This window comes from Amycolatopsis sp. TRM77291, assembly GCF_054166285.1.
Map to the genome: position 1 here is coordinate 8356613 of NZ_JBSZHF010000001.1, position 16598 is coordinate 8373210.

Sequence of the window (16598 nt, forward strand, 5' to 3'; positions counted from 1 at the left end):
TGCCGGGGTTTGCTCAATCACCGACCACGGTGGCCGGATAGGTACTCCTCATCGCGCCGAAGTAGACCTCGGGCGCTCCGTCGATGTGCTCAGGCAGTTCGTCCATGAAGGCGCGCAGCAGCGGGGTCGCGTTGTGCCGGTCGAGGTCTTCCTGCGAACGCCAAACCTCGTAGAGAAAGAACCGGCCGTCTTCCTGTTCGTGGAGGTGGTACTGAAGGCTGCCCTCGTGCCCTCGAGACGGCTCGACGAGGTCCATCAGAAGCTTCCGGAACTCATCGGCGTGTCCGGGCTTGGGGGTCAGGAAACCGTAGAGCGAAAGGGGTGCGGTCGAAGTCGTCGTCATGCGATCAACGGTAGAATCTGACATCAGTGTCAGGTTCAAGCCGCTGTCCTATGAGGTGGGTCACATGAAGATCGGGGAGCTGTCTCGCGAAACAGGCGTGGCCGTCCGCCTCCTCCGCTACTACGAGGCCCAGGGGCTGCTCACCTCCCGTCGCAGTGAAGGCGGTCATCGCCATTACGACTCCGCGGCCCCTGTCGCCGTCGCCCGCATCCGTACCCTGCTCGCCGCTGGACTTCCCACCAAGGTCATCCGCGAACTCATGCCCTGTTTCGTCGGTGACGGCACTGAACTCCAAGCCTGCGTTCTCGACCACCTCAGTACCCAGTACGCCGAGCTGGACTCCCGCATAGCCGACCTCGCCCAGGCTCGCGCCGCTCTGGGCGAGATCCTCGAAGCCTCCAGCCGAACACTCACCCATGCCTAGCTCGGTGATCAACGCACGGAACAGAAGTACGTGATGGTCCCCTTCGTTGCGCCTGACGCAAGGAAGGGGACCATCACGTACTTGAAAGGGCCCACGACCCCGGCTCTGACCTCCGTCAGACGTTTCGGTTGTGCGGAACGAGATCGAGCGGGTCGTGGTCCGGGTCGTCGACACCGAGGCTGATGATCCGCGACGGGTGGATCCGGATCACCGCGCCGTCGAGATGGCCGTCGGGGGTGCGGGCGCCGGTCAGCGCCTCGGCCCGGCCGCGGATCTCGAGGCAGCGGATCCTCGGCGGATCCTGTGAAGGCATGTCGTCCACCACGAACGCGGCCTGTCCGTTCGCGGCCACGTTCCGGAACTTCTTGCTCTTCGCCAGTTCGTAGCCGGTGATGTCGATCGTCTTGGTCTCGGTGTTGTAGGCGTAACCGACGGGGCTGACCTGCAGCGTGCCGTCCGGCTGCGCCGTGGCGAGCCGCCCGAGTCCTTGGGTGGCGAGGTAGTCGAGTTCCGCTTCACTGAACATGGGAAGCAGTGTCATACCTCCACTTACCTGGAGGTCAAGAGCACCGGTCGCCGATCGGTTCTACCGTCGGTCGGGTTCGTAAGCCGATTGGGGCATCGCCCGGAAGTGTGGCGAAGTAACCTGGCCGGGTGGCCGAAACCGCCCAGAGCACCGAAGCCCCGGAGCATGCTGCCCGCCCTCTGCCGCCGTACGTGCCCAGGCTCGCTTTCGCAGGTGGGCTCGTGCTCACGGGCGTGGTGCTGATCATGACCGTCGGGGTGAACCGGCCGGGAGGCGAGGAGCCGCCTCCGCCGGTTCAGCCCCAGCCCGCCCTCACGGTTCCCGACCAGAAGCCGCAGCCGGGGGTGGCGACGCCGCGTGCGGGGCTCGCCGCGCCGCCCGACCGGCCCACCGTTTCCGACGCGGCCGAATTGGAGACCTGGGCGAAACGGGTGGCGGCGAAGACGCGGCTCTCCTTCGCCGACCTGTCCGCCTACGGCCGGGCCGAGATGTGGCTCCGCCGGCAGAAGCCGGGTTGCCACCTCTCGTGGGCGACCCTCGCCGGGATCTCCCACGTCGAAACGGCGCAGGGCAGGCCCGGCCCGATCACGCTCCCGGCCGACGTCTGGGCCAAGCACTCCGCCCGGGCCCGGAGCGACGGCAAGCAACCGGATCCGAAGGACCCCGACGACGCCGCCTTCGCCACCGCCCGCTACCTGTGCGCCGCCGGCGACGACGTCGCCACCCCGGACGGCTGGTGGAAGGCGATGCGGGTGTTCAACCCTGCGGTGCCCTACGCCCAGGAGGTCTTCAGCGCGGCCGACACCTACGCGGACGCCAGCGTCGCGCCCTGATCCTCGAGCACCAGGTCGAAGTTGAGCGCCGACGCCATCCGGTAGGCGTCGCCCGCGGCGACGACCAGCTGCGCCATCGGATCGACGACGTTCCCCGCCGCCCAGACGCCGTCCACGTTCGTGCGGCCCTGCGCGTCCACCGCGATCGAGCCGCTTTCGGTGCGCGCGCAGCCGATCTGGGCGAGCAGCCGGTCGTGCGGGACGAACTTCGGGCCGACGAACACGACATCGCGTTCGACGAAGTCCCCGTCGACGAGCCGGACGCCGGTCAGCCGGTCGTCTTCGACGGCGAGCTCGGACACCTTCCCGTCGACGATCCGGATGCCCAGCCCGGTCAGCTTCGCCCGGTCTTCGGCGGAGAGCCGCTGCGTATGCGTGAAGAAGGTCAGGTCCTTGCTCCACTGCCAGACGATCAGTGCCTGGTGGACCGACTTCTCCGAGGTGGCGAGCACGCCGAAACGCTGATCGCGCACCTCCCAGCCGTGGCAGTACGGGCAGTGCAGCACGTCGGCGCCGAACCGCTCCGCGACGCCGGGGACGTCCGGCAGTTCGTCGGCCAGCCCGGTGGTCACCACGATCCGGCGACCGCGGATGACCCGGCCGCCCGCCAGTTCCACCGCCTTGTCGTGGCGTAGCCGGTGGACGACGTCGTCGACGATCTCGACGCCGTACGCCCGGACCTCGTCGCGGCCTATCTCCAGCAGTTCCTTGGGTGGAATGCCGTCCCTGGTCAGGAAGCCGTGCGCGTGCGCGGCGGGCGCGTTGCGCGGAGTGCCGCCGTCGATCACGACGACCCGGCGCCGTGCCCTGCCCAGTACCAATGCCGCGCTGAGACCCGCGACGCCACCACCGATAACCACCACGTCGAATTCGTTGCTCATGGTGCCGAGCATCCGGATCTTCACGAGGATTGGCAAAGTTCATTGCCGATTTGGCAAACTGGAGGCATGCAGGACATCGAACGGCGGCTCGCCGAGGTCGGCCCGAAGCTCAAGCAACTCCGTAAGGAACGCGGCACCACCCTCTCCGCGCTTTCGGAGGCGACGGGGATCTCCGCCAGTACGCTCTCGCGGCTCGAATCGGGCACCCGGAAGGCCACGCTGGAGCTGTTGCTCACCTTGTCGGCGGCCCATCAGGTTCCGCTCGACGAACTGGTCGGCGAACCCGAACCCGCCGACCCGCGGGTCCGGATGAAACCGCAGAAATTCGGCAGGTTCACCGCCTGGGCGCTGACCGCGCAACCCGGTCAGCCGCAGGCGTTCAAACTGCTGATCCCGGTCGAGGACATCGAGCCCGTGCAGCGCACGCACGAGGGCTACGAGTGGATGTACGTCCTCAGTGGACGGCTGCGGGCGCTGCTCGGCGACCGCGACTTCACGATGGGGCCCGGCGAGGCCGCGGAGTTCGACACGCGGGTGCCGCATTGGTTCGGCAGCGCGGGGCCGGGGCCGGTGGAGCTGCTGGTGCTGTTCGGCAAGCAGGGGGAGCGGGCCCACCTGCGGGCCAGGTCGAAGTGAGAGCAAAGGTCCCTTGCTCCCGCCGGGTCAGTCGCGCAACGCGATCCGCGCGCTGACCTCGCTGATCGCTTCCAGATACTCCGGGATCGGGTGCATCGCCGACGCTATCCGCATCTGCGCGAGCGCCTCGGTCAACCGGCCGAGGCGCTGGAGGGTCCGCCCGAGCACGAACCGCGCGTAATGATCGGTGGGGTCCAGCTCCAGCACCCGGGTGAAGGCGCGTTCGGCCCGCCGCAACTGTGCGGAGTGGAAGTACGCGCGGCCCGCCAGCAACTGAACACTCGGTTTGTCGGTTTCGTCCTCCAGCAAGGGCTCGAGGGCCTTGAGGGCGTCGAGCGGCCTGCGGCTTTCGACCAGCGCTTCCGCCTGCCGGAAGGCGCGGAACCGGGACTCTCCGGACGAGTCCTCACCGGGTTCTGGGGCGGGTTCGGCATCCATCATGGTCCGCTCCACGATACCCCTGGGCAGGGTCGTTCACGAGGAGCTGAAACGGTCATGGTGGACTGTCCTGCCATGAGCAGTGCCGAAGAATGCGAGCCCGGCTACCTCGGTCTGGCGCCGTACCTCTACTACGTCGATGCCACCGAGGCGGTCGCGTGGCTGGTCAGAGTGTTCGGGTTCACCGAGGAAGTGCGCTTCGCCGACGCCTCCGGAGAGGTGTTCCAGGCCACTCTGTGCGCCGGCCCGGCCAAGATCCAGCTGGCCGGGGTCGGCCCCGAGTACTGGCAGGGGAAAGGCGTCGACGGCCCGGTCGGGCAGCTGAACATCGTGTACGTCCCCGACGTCGACGCGCAGTACGAGCGCGTCCGCGCCGCGCTCGGCGACGACGCCGACATCGACGCGCCCCAGGATCAGCCCTACGGCGCCCGCGTGTTCACCGTCTCCGACATCGGCGGCAACAGCTGGACCTTCTGGCAGCAGTTCTCCGACACCGTCGAGCTTCCGTCGGGCTGGAAGGAAGTCCGGGCGGACGAACCGGCCACGGAATAGGGCCGGTCGGCGGCTGCTGTGGCGCGTGCCTCCAACGGGTGAACTGCGGTGACGGCTAGGCTGGGCCCGGTCACCGCAGGCACAACCCACATGAGGAGCATGGCGTGGCGCTCATCGAGCAGGTAGGCGCTCGCGAGATTCTGGACTCGCGAGGCAACCCGACGGTCGAAGTGGAGGTGGCTCTCGACGACGGCACGCTGGCGCGGGCCGCGGTCCCCTCGGGTGCGTCCACCGGCGAACACGAAGCCGTCGAGCTGCGTGACGGCGACACCGGCCGGTACAACGGCAAGGGTGTCGAGCGCGCGGTCGCGGCCGTCCTGGACGAGATCGGCCCGGACCTGGTCGGCACCGACGCCGTCGACCAGCGCATCGTCGACCAGAAGCTGGTCGACCTCGACGGCACGCCGGCGAAGTCCCGCCTCGGCGCGAACGCCATCCTCGGTGTTTCGCTCGCCGTCGCGAAGGCCGCCGCCGAGTCGGCCGAGCTGGAGCTGTTCCGCTACCTCGGCGGGCCGAACGCGCACGTGCTGCCGGTGCCGATGCTGAACATCCTCAACGGTGGCGCGCACGCCGACACCGATGTCGACATCCAGGAATTCATGATCGCGCCGATCGGCGCCGAGTCGTTCCGCGAGGCCCTGCGCTGGGGCACCGAGGTCTACCACTCGCTGAAGTCGGTCCTGAAGGGCCGCGGCCTGGCCACCGGCCTCGGCGACGAAGGCGGCTTCGCGCCCAGCCTGAAGAACAACCGCGAGGCGCTCGACCTGATCCTGCAGGCGATCGAGAAGGCCGGGTACGCCCCGGGCCGCGACGTCGCGCTCGCGCTCGACGTCGCCGCGACGGAGTTCTTCTCCGACGGCGCGTACACCTTCGAAGGCGCGAAGAAGAGCGCCGAGCAGATGTCGGCCTACTACGGCGAGCTCGTCCGCGACTACCCGCTCGTGTCCATCGAGGACCCGCTGAGCGAGGACGACTGGGACGGCTGGGTCCAGCTGACCACCGAGCTCGGCGAGAAGGTCCAGCTGGTCGGCGACGACCTGTTCGTCACCAACCCGGACCGCCTCGAAGAGGGCATCACCCGCCGCGCCGCCAACGCGCTGCTGGTGAAGGTCAACCAGATCGGCACCCTGTCGGAGACCCTCGACGCGATCTCGCTGGCCACCTCGTACGGCTACAAGTCGATGATGAGCCACCGGTCCGGCGAGACCGAGGACACCTTCATCGCCGACCTCGCCGTCGCGACCGGTGTCGGCCAGATCAAGACCGGCGCCCCGGCGCGCGGCGAGCGGATCGCCAAGTACAACCAGCTGCTCCGCATCGAGGAGACCCTCGCCGACGCGGCGCGCTACGCCGGCGACCTCGCGTTCCCGCGGTTCAGCACCGAGGGATAACGAACGATGGCGGACCGGGGGAGGGCGCGGACCCGTCGTAACGGGCGCGCGGACGGCGGCGGCTCCAGCAGGGGCCGCCGACCGGAGAGCGCCCGTCGCACGACGACGACGGAGGTCCGCGCCCGAACCCGGCTGCGCCGCAGCTTGGCGGCGAAGCGGGCATCGGGCGCCGCGAAGGTGCTCGGCATGTCCACCACCCGCCGGGCCGCGGTGGTGGCGATCGTGGTGTGCGCGCTCGCGTTCACCATCGCCGTCCCGCTGCGCACGTACCTCAGCCAGAAGTCCGAGGTCACCGAGCAGCAGCAGTTGCAGTCCGAACTGCAGCGGAGCGTCACCCAGCTGGAAGGCCGCAAGGCCGAGCTGAGCGATCCGGCGCAGATCGAGGCGGAGGCGCGTAAGCGGTTCGGTTTCGTGAAGCCCGGCGAGACGCCGTACATCGTGCAGCTCCCCGAAGACAAGGCGCCCGAGCAGGGGCAGCCGCAAGGTCAGCAGCCGGTGCCCGCGGGCTCCTGGTACGAGAAGCTGTGGGATCAGGTCGCGGGCGGCTGAAGTGCGCCCTTTAGCCTTATGGGTGTGAACAGCACGGAAAAGTCTTCATACGAGCCTGTGACCGACGCCGACCGCGAGATCATCGCGGAACAGCTCGGCCGGGCCCCCCGTGCGCTGCGCGCCGTCGCCGCGCGCTGCCCGAGCGGCCACCCGTCGGTCGTGCAGACGAGCCCCCGTCTCGACGACGGCACGCCGTTCCCCACGCTGTACTACTTGACCTGCCCGAAGCTGACTTCCATGGTCGGCACGCTCGAGGCGTCCGGGCTGATGAAGGAGATGACCGACCGGCTCGCGGAGGACCCCGAGCTGGCGGCCGCCTACCAGCGGACCCACGAGAGCTACCTCGCCGAACGCGACGCCATCGATTCGCTCGGCCACGAGGTCAGCGCGGGCGGGATGCCCGGCCGCGTCAAATGCCTGCACGTCCACCTGGCGCACACGCTGGCCGTCGGCCCCGGCGTGAACCCGTTCGGGGACGAAACGCTCGCTTTGCTCAAGGAGAACGGCTGGCCGTCCGGCGACTGCCAGGGGTAACACCGGCCCGCGGTGTACAGATAGTTCCTCCAGGTGGGTTAATTCACCGGATGGCGGCCAACTGGTCCTCCCCTATGGGGTGAAACCGGTCACCGCATGCGGCAGGCTGGGCACCAGTTGTGGGGTGCCGGGGTGAGTGAGTACCGGATCGCCGAGTCGTGATCCGCCGGGAGGGTTCTGAGTTATGCGCGTGAGGCACGTGCCAGGCGCGGTGACCGGTCACGTCCGGAGACTCTGTCTCCGGCACCGCACGATCGCCGCGGTGGCCGGAGGTGTCCTCGCCATCGTCCCGGCCTGTGCCGCGGTCGTCGGTGCCGGCAGTTGGGCCGCGACGGCGAGCACGGTCCAGTCCGGCACTGTCGCCCTCGTCGGCGGCTACGACCCGAAGAACCCGCTCGTCCAGCAGATCGGTGTCGACGGCAGCCTGCCGAACGCGCCGACCCCGCTCCCGCTCCCCGCGGACGAACTCCCCGAAGGACCGCTCGGCATCCCGGTCACCGCGCTCGCCGCGTACCGCAACGCCGCCGATATCCTCATCGCCGAACAGCCCGGCTGCCACATCGATTGGGCTTTGATCGCGAGTATCGGCCGCATCGAGTCCAATCACGCACGCGGCGGTTACGTCGACGCGAAGGGCGACACCCTCGAACCGATCCTCGGCCCGCAGCTCAACGGCGCCGGGCCGTTCGCCGCCATCCCGGACACCGACGGCGGCAAATTCGACGGCGACACGGTGTGGGACCGCGCCGTNGCCGGCCGGGAGCACACCGCTCCCGGCCGGCCGGACCCACGGCTCCCACCACGCGATCCCCAGGACGGCACGCCCATGTCCCAGTACATCCTCCGACGACTACTTCAACTCATCCCGGTCTTCTTCGGCACGACGTTCCTCATCTACGCCCTCGTGTGGGCGGTGCCCGGTGACCCGTTCGCCGGCAAATGCGGCCAGGTCGCCTGCCCGCCCGCCTACATCGAGATGATGACCGCGAAGTTCAATCTCGATGACGCGATCTTCGTCCAGTACTTCAAATACCTCGGCAACCTGTTCACCGGCGACTGGGGCGAGACCTTCAACGGCAACTCGGTCGGCGAACTGATCGGGAACGCCTATCCGGTGACGGTCCGGCTCGCCCTCATCGCGGTGGCCATCGAAGCGATCATCGGCCTGTCCGCGGGCATCCTGACCGGCCTGCGCGGCAAGGGTTTCCTCGACAACCTCGTGCTGATGTCCACCACGTTCCTGATCTCGATCCCGGTGTTCGTCACCGCGATCGTGCTCCAGATCGTGCTCGGCTCGGAACTGGGCATCATCGACGCGAGCGTGTCCGAGGACGCCACGATCGGCGAGCTGATCGTGCCAGGGATCGCGCTCGGCAGTCTCTCCATGGCCTACATAGCCCGGTTGACGAGAACGAGCATCGCCGAGAACCGGCACGCCGACTACGTCCGCACCGCCGTCGCGAAGGGGCAGCCGCGCAGCCGGGTCGTCGGCGTGCACCTGCTCCGGAACTCGGTGATCCCGGTGCTGACCTTCATCGGCACCGACATCGGCGCGCTCATGGGCGGGGCCATCGTCACCGAAGGCGTGTTCAACATCAACGGCATCGGCGGGCTCATCTTCCGCGGTATCCAGAACCGGGAGGGCGCCACCGTCACCGGCGTCGTCGTCCTGCTGGTGATGGTCTACCTGCTGGTGAGTCTCATCGTCGACCTGCTCTACGCCGTTCTCGACCCGAGGATCCGTTATGACTGACCCCAATGTGGCCGGCGGTGTGTCCTCCGTGGACGTCGCGGGCGCCGGTGTCGCCGACGATTCCGCGACGGCGCACAAGCCGCGCAGCCTCGGTGGCGACGCCTGGCGGATGTTGCGCAAGCGGCCGTCGTTCATCATCTCCGCCGTCATCATCACGCTCGTCGTGCTCATCGCGATCGCGCCCGACCTGTTCAGCTCCCGGCCAGCCGGGTTCAGCGATCTGCTCCACGCCAACGAAGGACCGTCCGCGGACGCCTGGTTCGGTTACGACAACCAGGGTTACGATGTCTACGCGCGGACCATCCACGGCGCGCGGGCGTCGCTGCTGGTCGGTGTCTTCGCGACGGTGCTGACGATCCTGATCGGCTCGGTGGTGGGGATCATCGCCGGCTACTACGGCCGTCTCGTCGACAGCCTGTTCTCGCGGGTGGGCGACATCTTCGCGGCGCTGCCGTTCGTGCTCGGCGCGATCGTCATCCTGACCACGTTCAACGCGCCCGGCTCGAACCCCGGGGTGGTCACGATCATCGTTCAGGTGGTCGTGTCGATCGCCGCGCTGAGCTGGCCGGTGGCGATGCGCATCATGCGGTCGGCGACGCTGGTGGCCAAACAGCTCGACTACGTCAAGGCCGCGCGCGGTCTCGGCGCGAGCACGCCGCGCATCGTGTTCCGGCATCTGCTGCCGAACACGGTCGCGCCGGTGCTGGTCTACGGGACCATCGCGCTCGGCGCGTTCATCGGCGCGGAAGCGACACTGGCGTATCTCGGGGTCGGCGTGCGGCCGCCGGTCGTCTCCTGGGGTGTGATGATCAGCGACGCGCGGGACTACTTCCGGGTGAATCCGCACATGTTGTTGTTCCCCGCGGGGTTCGTGACCATCACCGTGCTCGCGTTCGTCATGCTCGGTGACGGCATCCGCGACGCGCTCGACCCGAAGGCCCGGTGATCGTCCGTGACCGACGAACTGCTGCTGGAGGTGGAAGACCTCCATGTCGAATTCCGCACGTCCGACGGCGTCGCGACCGTGCTCAACGGCGTCGACTACTCCGTGCACGCCGGGGAAACCCTTGCCGTGCTGGGAGAATCGGGATCCGGTAAGAGCGTGACCGCGCAGACCGTGATGGGGATCCTCGACAGCCCGCCCGCCGTCGTCACCGGCGGCGCGGTCCGCTACCGCGGCGAGGATCTGCTCACCGCCACCGAAGAACGGCGGCGTGAGGTGCGCGGCGGGGAGATCGCGATGATCTTCCAGGACGCGCTGTCAGCGCTGAATCCCGTGTTCACCGTGGGATTCCAGATCGAGGAGCAGCTACGGGTCCGGCTCGGCATGTCCAAAAAGGACGCACGGAAACGGGCGATCGAACTGCTCGACATCGTGCGCATCCCCGCCGCCGCCCGCCGGGTCCGCGAGTACCCGCACCAGTTCTCGGGCGGGATGCGGCAGCGCGCGATGATCGCCATGTCGCTCGCGCTCGACCCGGATCTGCTGATCGCGGACGAGCCGACGACCGCGCTCGACGTCACCGTGCAGGCCCAGATCATGGACCTGCTGGCGGAGATCCAGGCCGAACGGCGGATGGGGCTGATCCTGATCACCCACGACCTGGCGGTGGTCGCCGAGGTCGCCGACCGGATCGCCGTGATGTACGCGGGCCGGATCGTCGAACAGGCCGACGTCACCGAGCTGTTCCGTTCGCCGGGGCATCCCTACACCGAGGCGCTGATGGCCTCGCTGCCGCGGCTCGATCTCAAAGGACAGACGCTGGAGACCATCAAGGGCCTGCCGCCGAGCCTGCTGAACATCCCGTCCGGCTGCCCGTTCCATCCGCGCTGCCCGCGGGCGGAAAGCCGCTGCGAGACCGAACGGCCCGCCCTGCACAACCTCGGCTTCGGCCGGGTCAGCGCCTGCCACTTCGCCGACGAGGTGGTGAGCGACCGTGTCTGAGCCCATTCTGCGCGTCGAAAACCTGGTGAAGTACTTCCCGGTGCGGGCCGGGATCCTCTTCAAACGCACCATCGGGCACGTGAAGGCCGTCGACGGCGTGTCCTTCGATCTCATGCCGGGCGAAACGCTCGGTGTGGTGGGGGAATCCGGGTGCGGAAAGTCCACTTTGGCCCAGGTGCTGATGCGGCTGGAAGAACCCACCGGCGGGCTCGCGACCTTCGAGGGGCGCGACATCTTCGCGTTGCGGGGAGCCGAACTGAGGAGGCTGCGGCGCGAGATCCAGATCGTGCTGCAGGATCCGTACACCTCGCTGAACCCGAGGATGACGGTCGGCGACATCATCGGCGAACCTTTCGAAATCCACACCGAGGTGGCGCCGAAGGGATCGAGGGCGGCGAAGGTGCGGGAGCTGCTCGACGTCGTCGGGCTGAATCCCGAGCACATCAACCGCTATCCGCACCAGTTCTCCGGCGGGCAGCGTCAGCGCATCGGGATCGCGCGGGCGCTGGCGTTGCGGCCGAAGGTGATCATCTGCGACGAGCCGGTTTCCGCGCTCGACGTTTCGATCCAGGCGCAGGTGATGAACCTGCTCGGCGATCTGCAGAAGGAATTCGGCCTTTCCTATGTGTTCATCGCACACGATCTGTCGGTTGTCCGTCACCTTTCCACGCGGGTGGCGGTGATGTACCTCGGCAAGATCGTGGAAATGGGGACCGAAGAGGAGATCTACGAACATCCGTCGCATCCCTATACGCAGGCGCTGCTGTCCGCGGTGCCGGTCGCGGATCCGGCGTTACGCGGTCAGCGGCAGGTGATCCGCCTGGAAGGTGACGTGCCGAGCCCGCTGGATCCGCCGTCCGGCTGCCGGTTCCGCACCCGGTGCTGGAAGGCGCAGGACATTTGCGCCGATCAGGAACCCGAATTGATCACCCGGTCCGGCGGGCATTTGTCCGCCTGTCATTTCGCGGAGGAGAAAACCGTCGTCCCCTGACTTTCGTAGGGACTTCGTTGATACGCAGGGATCGCTGACGTAGTTTTGCCCGAATGGTTTTCTTCAGGAGGCAGGAAGTGAAAAAGCCCAGATCTCTCGTGGTCGCGCTCGCGGTACCGCTGTTCGGCGCGATCGTCGCTGCTCCGGTGGCATCGGCGCAACCGGCGCTTTCCGGCGCCGCGACCGAATTCTCGGTCCTGGCCCGCGACGGCCAAAGTGTCGCTTCGGTGGAAAGGGCGGTCCGCGCCGCCGGGGGCACCGTCGTGACGAGCAACGCCGCGGTCGGCCTGATCACCGCCACCGCGCCCGCCAACGGTTTCGCCGAGCGGGTCTCCGCGGACCGGTCGGTCTTCGGTGCCGCCAAAGCGAAGGCGATCGGCACCGCGCCGAAGCAGGGCAAGGCGAAGGTCAAGCCGGGCGTCGTCGAAAAGGAGGGCCGCGGCGCCGCCTCGGCCAAGAAGCCGGTGCAGGCGACCGCCGTCGGCATGGACCCGCTCGACGACCAGCTGTGGGGCCTCAAGTCGGTCCGGTCGGACCTCTCGCGCACCAAGCAGCCGGGTGACAAGCGGGTGAAGGTCGGCGTCATCGACACCGGCGTCGACGGGAGCCACCCGGACATCGCGCCGAACTTCGACCGCGCGGCGTCGCGGAACTTCACGAAGGACATCGTCTCGGACGTCAACGGCGCCGTCGTCGACGGACCTTGTGAGTTCCGCAGCTGTGTCGACCCGGCGGACCACGACGACAACGGGCACGGCACGCACGTCGCCGGCACCATCGGGGCCGCCGCGAACGGCTTCGGGGTCTCGGGTGTCGCGCCGAACGTGACGCTGGTGAACCTCCGCGCCGGGCAGGACTCGGGCTTCTTCTTCCTGCAGCCGACCGTGGACGCGATCACCTACGCCGGTGACGCCGGTGTGGACGTCGTGAACATGAGCTTCTTCACGGACCCCTGGCTGTACAACTGCACCGCGAACCCCGCGGACACGCCCGCGCAGCAGGCCGAGCAGCGCACCATCATCGAGGCGACGACCCGCGCGCTGAACTACGCGCACCGCAAGGGCGTCACCCAGGTCGTCTCGCTGGGCAACCAGCACAGCGACCTCGCCGCTCCGCAGCCGGACGCCTCCAGCCCCGGCTACCCGTCGAACAGCACGCACCCGCGGCAGATCGACAACGCGAGCTGCCTCTCGCTGCCCATCGAAGGCCCGCACACGATCGGTGTCTCGTCCTTCGGCCCTTCGCAGGCGAAGGCGGACTACTCGAACTACGGGACCGAGCAGATCTCGGTGTCCGCGCCCGGCGGATACTTCCGTGACTACTTCGGCACCCCGTGGTTCCGCACGGTCGAGAACCAGATCCTCTCGACCTACCCGCGCAACGTCGGCGTCGCGGAAGGCATGATCGACGCGGACGGGAACCTCACGCCCGACGGTGTCACCGCCGGCATCAAGAAGGCGACCGCCGCCGACGGCCGGGTCGGCTACTACCAGTGGCTACAGGGGACGTCGATGGCGTCGCCGCACGCGAGCGGTGTCGCGGCGCTCATCGTTTCGCAGTACGGCAAGGGTTCGCGCGACTTCGGGATGAACCCGGACGCGGTGCAGCGGGTGCTCGAAGGCACGGCTTCGGACATCGCCTGCCCGGTGCCGCGGACCGTCGACTACCTGGACGAAGGCCGGGACGCGTCGTTCACCGCGACCTGCACCGGTGACGCTTCGTTCAACGGCTTCTACGGGCACGGTGCCGTGGACGCCTGGTCGGCCGTCACTCGCGGTGCGCAGTACCTGCGAGGCTGATCTTCGCCTCTCGTGAGTGGTAAGGACGGTTCCAACCGTCCTTACCACTCACGAGTATCCGGCTACTTCCCGGACGCGTTCTTGATGAATTTCGCCAGGTCCTTCGCCTGCCGTACCCGCGACTCCTCGTGCACGTACATCATGTGCCCGGCCGGGTAGTACGCCGTGTCGATGTTCTCCCGAAGCTCCTCGGGAATCTGCAGGCGCGCCAGCACGTGTTCCGAAGCGAAGTACGGCGTCGCGCCGTCGTAGTGCCCGAAGGCGACATGTACCTGAAGATGCGGGTTCGCCCGCATGGCCGACGCGAGTGAGTCCACAGAGGACACCGAGCGGCCCTCGAAGTCCGAGTACGACCAGGCCTTGAAGACGTCGGTCGACAGAACCTCGTACGGCAGGTCGTTCTCGTAACCGAGCTCGGCCCGCACATAGTGGTTGAGCCCGCCCGTGTAGGCGCCGATGATCCGCGAGATCGACGGGTCGTCACTCATGTGCTCGCGGCCGCCGTCGGGTTCCCAGGTGGTGAACCGGCCGTCCATCCGGCCGACGACGAGACCCTTGTCCCGCAGCAGCTCGGTGAAGTACCGCACGTGCTCGATCCGCAGGTTGACGCGGTCCACATAGGACTCGCTAAGACCGGTCAGGGAAGCGAGCGTCGCCACCGCTTCGGCGCGGTCCTGTGTGGACAGACGTGCGCCGCGCGCGAGAGCCCAGGGGAGTTCCTTGGCCGCGAAGTCCTCGGCGTCGGCGAGGACGTCGTCGAGCGGGCGGTCGCCGTGAAGGCCGTGGTAGTGCGCGATCGCCGCATACGTCGGCACGTAGAGCGAGTACGGCAGGTCGTTGCCCTCGGTGAACCGCAGCGTGCCCAGGTCCAACACGGACGAGATCAACAGCAGCCCGTTGAGGTACATGCCGTGGCGTTCCTGGAGATGCGACGCCAGCCCGGCCGCGCGGAGCGTGCCGTACGACTCGCCCGCGAGGAACTTCGGCGAGAGCCAGCGCTGTTTGCGCGAGACCCACAGCCGGATGACCTCGCCGATGGACTCGATGTCGGCGGTGTACCCGTGGTACTCCTTGGCCGCCTCGCCGTCCACGGCGCGTGAATAGCCGGTCGACACCGGGTCGATGAACACCAGGTCGCTGTGCGCCAGCAGGGTTTCCTGGTTGTCGGTGAGCCCGTAGGGCGGCGCGACCGGGTCGTCGACATCGCCCGAAAGCACCCGGCGCGGGCCGAGGAGCCCCATGTGCAGCCAGACGCTCGCCGAACCGGGCCCGCCGTTGAACGCGAACGTGACCGGGCGCGAGCCGGGCTCCGCGTCGTCGAGCGTGTAGGAGGTCACGAACACCTCGGCCTTGGCCTTGTAGCCCTCGGACTTGCCGTCGGTGATGACCTCCTTCCGCAGCACGATCCGCCCGGTCTGGGCGGTGTAGGCGAGCTTCTTGCGCTTGAGGGTCAGCGTGTGCTTCGTGGTGACCAGGTCGTCGGTCGGCTCGACCTTGGTTTCCACCGACGGGGTGTCCTTCTCGTCGGCGGCCTTGTCATCGGGATTGGTGTCCGGCATGCCTCCAACTTACTGGCAGTCTGTAGGAGTGGACATCGTCACGGCGCATGATCGCCCGAGCACGCCCCAGGAGGCGATCGGGATCCAGGAAACCCTGCGTGGCCTGGTCGAACTCGAAGATCGCTGTCCACAAGAGATCGTCACCGTCACCGGGCTGGACGTCGCCTATGACGAGGACAGCGGCCTCATCGCGGCCGCCGCGGTCACCCTCGAAGCCGACGGATTCCGCGTCGTGGAAAAGCGATCCGTCGTTTCCCGGATCTCGTTCCCGTACGAACCGGGTCTTTTCGCGTTCCGCGAGCTGCCGCCGCTGCTCGACGCCCTCCGCGCGCTCGACCACGTCCCCGATCTGCTGGTCTGCGACGGCCACGGCCTGGCGCATCCGCGCCGGTTCGGGCTCGCTTGCCACGTCGGCGTCGTGACCGGCCTGCCGTCCGTCGGCGTCGGCAAGACCCGGTTCGTCGGCGAACACGACGAGCCGGGTCTCGAGCGCGGCTCGCGGGCGCCCCTGCTGGACGACGGCGAGGTCGTCGGCGCGGTCCTGCGCACCCAGGACGGTGTGAAGCCCGTTCATGTCTCCGTCGGCCACAAGATCTCCCTGGACAACGCGTGCCGCCAGGTGCTGCGGCTGTGTCCCGCGTTCCGTCAGCCGGAGACCACCCGGCAAGCCGACCGTCTCGCCCGAGACGCGCTGAAAGAGGCGTTATGAGGTTCCGTTCGCTCGCCGAGCTCGACGCCGAGGTCGTCGGCTGCCGCGCCTGCCCGCGGCTGGTCGCGTGGCGCGAAGAGATCGCCGTGGTCAAACGCGCCGCCTTCGCCGGCGAGACCTACTGGGCCCGGCCGGTGCCCGGCTTCGGCCCGCCGGACGCGTCTCTGGCGATCGTCGGACTCGCTCCTTCGGCGCACGGCGCGAACCGGACCGGCCGCCTGTTCACCGGCGACCCGTCCGGTGACGTCCTCTTCAAGGCACTTCACCGGGTCGGGGTCGCGTCGCAGCCGACGTCGACCCATATCGGTGACGGCCTCGAGCTCCGCGGGACCCGGATGGTCTCCCCGGTGAGATGCGCGCCACCCGCCAACAAGCCCACACCTGAGGAACGGGAAACCTGCCGATCGTGGCTCGCGGCGGAGCTCGAGTTGCTGAAACCGACGCTGAAGGCCGTCGTGGTGCTCGGCGCGTTCGGCTGGCAGGCGTTGCTGCCGGTGCTCGCGGAGGCGGGCTGGCCGGTGCCCGCGCCACGCCCGAAATTCGGCCACGGAGCCGAACTGGAACTCGGCGACCTGCGCCTTTTCGGCTGTTATCACGTGTCGCAGCGCAATGTCCAGACCGGCCGCCTGACCCTTGACATGGTGTGCGACGTCCTCGCCTCCGCGACCTCGGCGGCCGGCCTGAACTGAATCGTTGCGGAAACCGTGGCGACGCTGGTCACAGCCGGATGGGGTC

General features: G+C 68.3%; 19 protein-coding genes and 1 pseudogene. 15 read left to right on the top strand and 5 right to left on the bottom strand.

The features are described from left to right. Positions 1-13 precede the first annotated feature (13 nt). Positions 14-343: a putative quinol monooxygenase gene (locus ACXIZN_RS39255; RefSeq protein WP_457959825.1), complete on the bottom strand. Its 330-nt coding sequence runs from the start codon at positions 341-343 to the stop codon at positions 14-16. Positions 344-407: 64 nt separating this feature from the next. Here ACXIZN_RS39255 and ACXIZN_RS39260 point away from each other — a divergent pair, with 64 nt between their 5' ends. Further along, on the top strand, positions 408-767 hold the full coding sequence (locus tag ACXIZN_RS39260) for a MerR family transcriptional regulator (protein WP_457959826.1): 360 nt from the start codon (positions 408-410) through the stop codon (positions 765-767). 115 nt (positions 768-882) lie between these two features. On the opposite strand, the gene ACXIZN_RS39265 is transcribed toward ACXIZN_RS39260, so the two are convergent. Then, positions 883-1293: a PPOX class F420-dependent oxidoreductase gene (locus tag ACXIZN_RS39265; protein ID WP_257484348.1), complete on the bottom strand. Its 411-nt coding sequence runs from the start codon at positions 1291-1293 to the stop codon at positions 883-885. A 128-nt stretch (positions 1294-1421) separates the two neighbouring features. Between ACXIZN_RS39265 and ACXIZN_RS39270 the strand changes: the two genes are divergently transcribed. After that, entirely contained in the window at positions 1422-2126 is a 705-nt protein-coding gene (locus ACXIZN_RS39270) for a murein transglycosylase (RefSeq protein WP_457959827.1), read from the top strand. Here the strand turns inward: ACXIZN_RS39270 and ACXIZN_RS39275 are convergent. After that, the gene (locus ACXIZN_RS39275) at positions 2099-3019 is read right to left on the bottom strand and encodes an NAD(P)/FAD-dependent oxidoreductase (protein ID WP_457960714.1); all 921 of its coding nucleotides are present in this window, start codon (positions 3017-3019) and stop codon (positions 2099-2101) included. The two genes, ACXIZN_RS39270 and ACXIZN_RS39275, sit on opposite strands and share 28 nt — an antisense overlap. 54 nt (positions 3020-3073) lie before the next feature. Here ACXIZN_RS39275 and ACXIZN_RS39280 point away from each other — a divergent pair, with 54 nt between their 5' ends. After that, on the top strand, positions 3074-3643 hold the full coding sequence (locus ACXIZN_RS39280; protein ID WP_034305561.1) for a helix-turn-helix domain-containing protein: 570 nt from the start codon (positions 3074-3076) through the stop codon (positions 3641-3643). Positions 3644-3670: 27 nt separating this feature from the next. Here ACXIZN_RS39280 and ACXIZN_RS39285 read toward each other — a convergent pair whose 3' ends face one another. Further along, positions 3671-4084: a tetratricopeptide repeat protein gene (locus ACXIZN_RS39285; protein ID WP_125674103.1), complete on the bottom strand. Its 414-nt coding sequence runs from the start codon at positions 4082-4084 to the stop codon at positions 3671-3673. A 72-nt stretch (positions 4085-4156) separates the two neighbouring features. Between ACXIZN_RS39285 and ACXIZN_RS39290 the strand changes: the two genes are divergently transcribed. From ACXIZN_RS39290 to ACXIZN_RS39335, 10 genes and pseudogenes are all read left to right on the top strand, one after another. Then, the gene (locus ACXIZN_RS39290) at positions 4157-4633 is read left to right on the top strand and encodes a VOC family protein (protein WP_457959828.1); all 477 of its coding nucleotides are present in this window, start codon (positions 4157-4159) and stop codon (positions 4631-4633) included. Between the two features lie 104 nt (positions 4634-4737). After that, on the top strand, positions 4738-6024 hold the full coding sequence (eno, locus tag ACXIZN_RS39295; protein ID WP_126736446.1) for a phosphopyruvate hydratase: 1287 nt from the start codon (positions 4738-4740) through the stop codon (positions 6022-6024). A 186-nt stretch (positions 6025-6210) separates the two neighbouring features. Beyond that, positions 6211-6573, top strand: coding sequence for an FtsB family cell division protein (locus ACXIZN_RS39300; RefSeq protein ID WP_091598626.1), 363 nt, complete (start codon positions 6211-6213; stop codon positions 6571-6573). 18 nt (positions 6574-6591) lie between these two features. Then, a complete protein-coding gene (locus ACXIZN_RS39305; protein WP_185927323.1) occupies positions 6592-7107 on the top strand; it encodes a DUF501 domain-containing protein in 516 nt (171 codons plus the stop codon). Between the two features lie 184 nt (positions 7108-7291). Beyond that, a pseudogene (locus tag ACXIZN_RS39310) lies at positions 7292-7855 on the top strand (hypothetical protein); the annotation flags it as partial. A gap of 78 nt (positions 7856-7933) precedes the next feature. After that, complete coding sequence (locus tag ACXIZN_RS39315; protein WP_457960715.1) at positions 7934-8860, top strand: ABC transporter permease; 927 nt, start codon at positions 7934-7936, stop codon at positions 8858-8860. Next, on the top strand, positions 8853-9806 hold the full coding sequence (locus ACXIZN_RS39320) for an ABC transporter permease (protein WP_125674096.1): 954 nt from the start codon (positions 8853-8855) through the stop codon (positions 9804-9806). The genes ACXIZN_RS39315 and ACXIZN_RS39320 overlap by 8 nt, the downstream gene beginning before the upstream one ends. A gap of 6 nt (positions 9807-9812) precedes the next feature. Then, positions 9813-10805 carry an ABC transporter ATP-binding protein gene (locus ACXIZN_RS39325; RefSeq protein WP_126736439.1) on the top strand — a complete coding sequence of 331 codons (993 nt, stop codon included), beginning with the start codon at positions 9813-9815 and terminating at the stop codon, positions 10803-10805. Next, positions 10798-11796, top strand: a complete 999-nt coding sequence (locus tag ACXIZN_RS39330) for an ABC transporter ATP-binding protein (RefSeq protein ID WP_457959829.1) — start codon at positions 10798-10800, stop codon at positions 11794-11796. Before ACXIZN_RS39325 ends, ACXIZN_RS39330 begins: the two co-directional genes overlap by 8 nt. Positions 11797-11849: 53 nt before the next feature. After that, positions 11850-13595, top strand: coding sequence for a S8 family serine peptidase (locus tag ACXIZN_RS39335; RefSeq protein ID WP_457959830.1), 1746 nt, complete (start codon positions 11850-11852; stop codon positions 13593-13595). A 62-nt stretch (positions 13596-13657) separates the two neighbouring features. On the opposite strand, the gene ACXIZN_RS39340 is transcribed toward ACXIZN_RS39335, so the two are convergent. Continuing rightward, positions 13658-15154 (bottom strand): S10 family peptidase, encoded by a 1497-nt coding sequence (locus ACXIZN_RS39340; RefSeq protein ID WP_457959831.1) that lies wholly within the window; start codon positions 15152-15154, stop codon positions 13658-13660. Between the two features lie 28 nt (positions 15155-15182). On the opposite strand from ACXIZN_RS39340, the gene ACXIZN_RS39345 reads away from it, so the two are divergent. Both ACXIZN_RS39345 and ACXIZN_RS39350 read left to right on the top strand, forming a co-directional pair. Continuing rightward, a complete protein-coding gene (locus ACXIZN_RS39345; RefSeq protein ID WP_457959832.1) occupies positions 15183-15863 on the top strand; it encodes an endonuclease V in 681 nt (226 codons plus the stop codon). After that, on the top strand, positions 15860-16552 hold the full coding sequence (locus tag ACXIZN_RS39350) for a uracil-DNA glycosylase (protein ID WP_034305522.1): 693 nt from the start codon (positions 15860-15862) through the stop codon (positions 16550-16552). The genes ACXIZN_RS39345 and ACXIZN_RS39350 overlap by 4 nt, the downstream gene beginning before the upstream one ends. Positions 16553-16598: the final 46 nt, after the last annotated feature.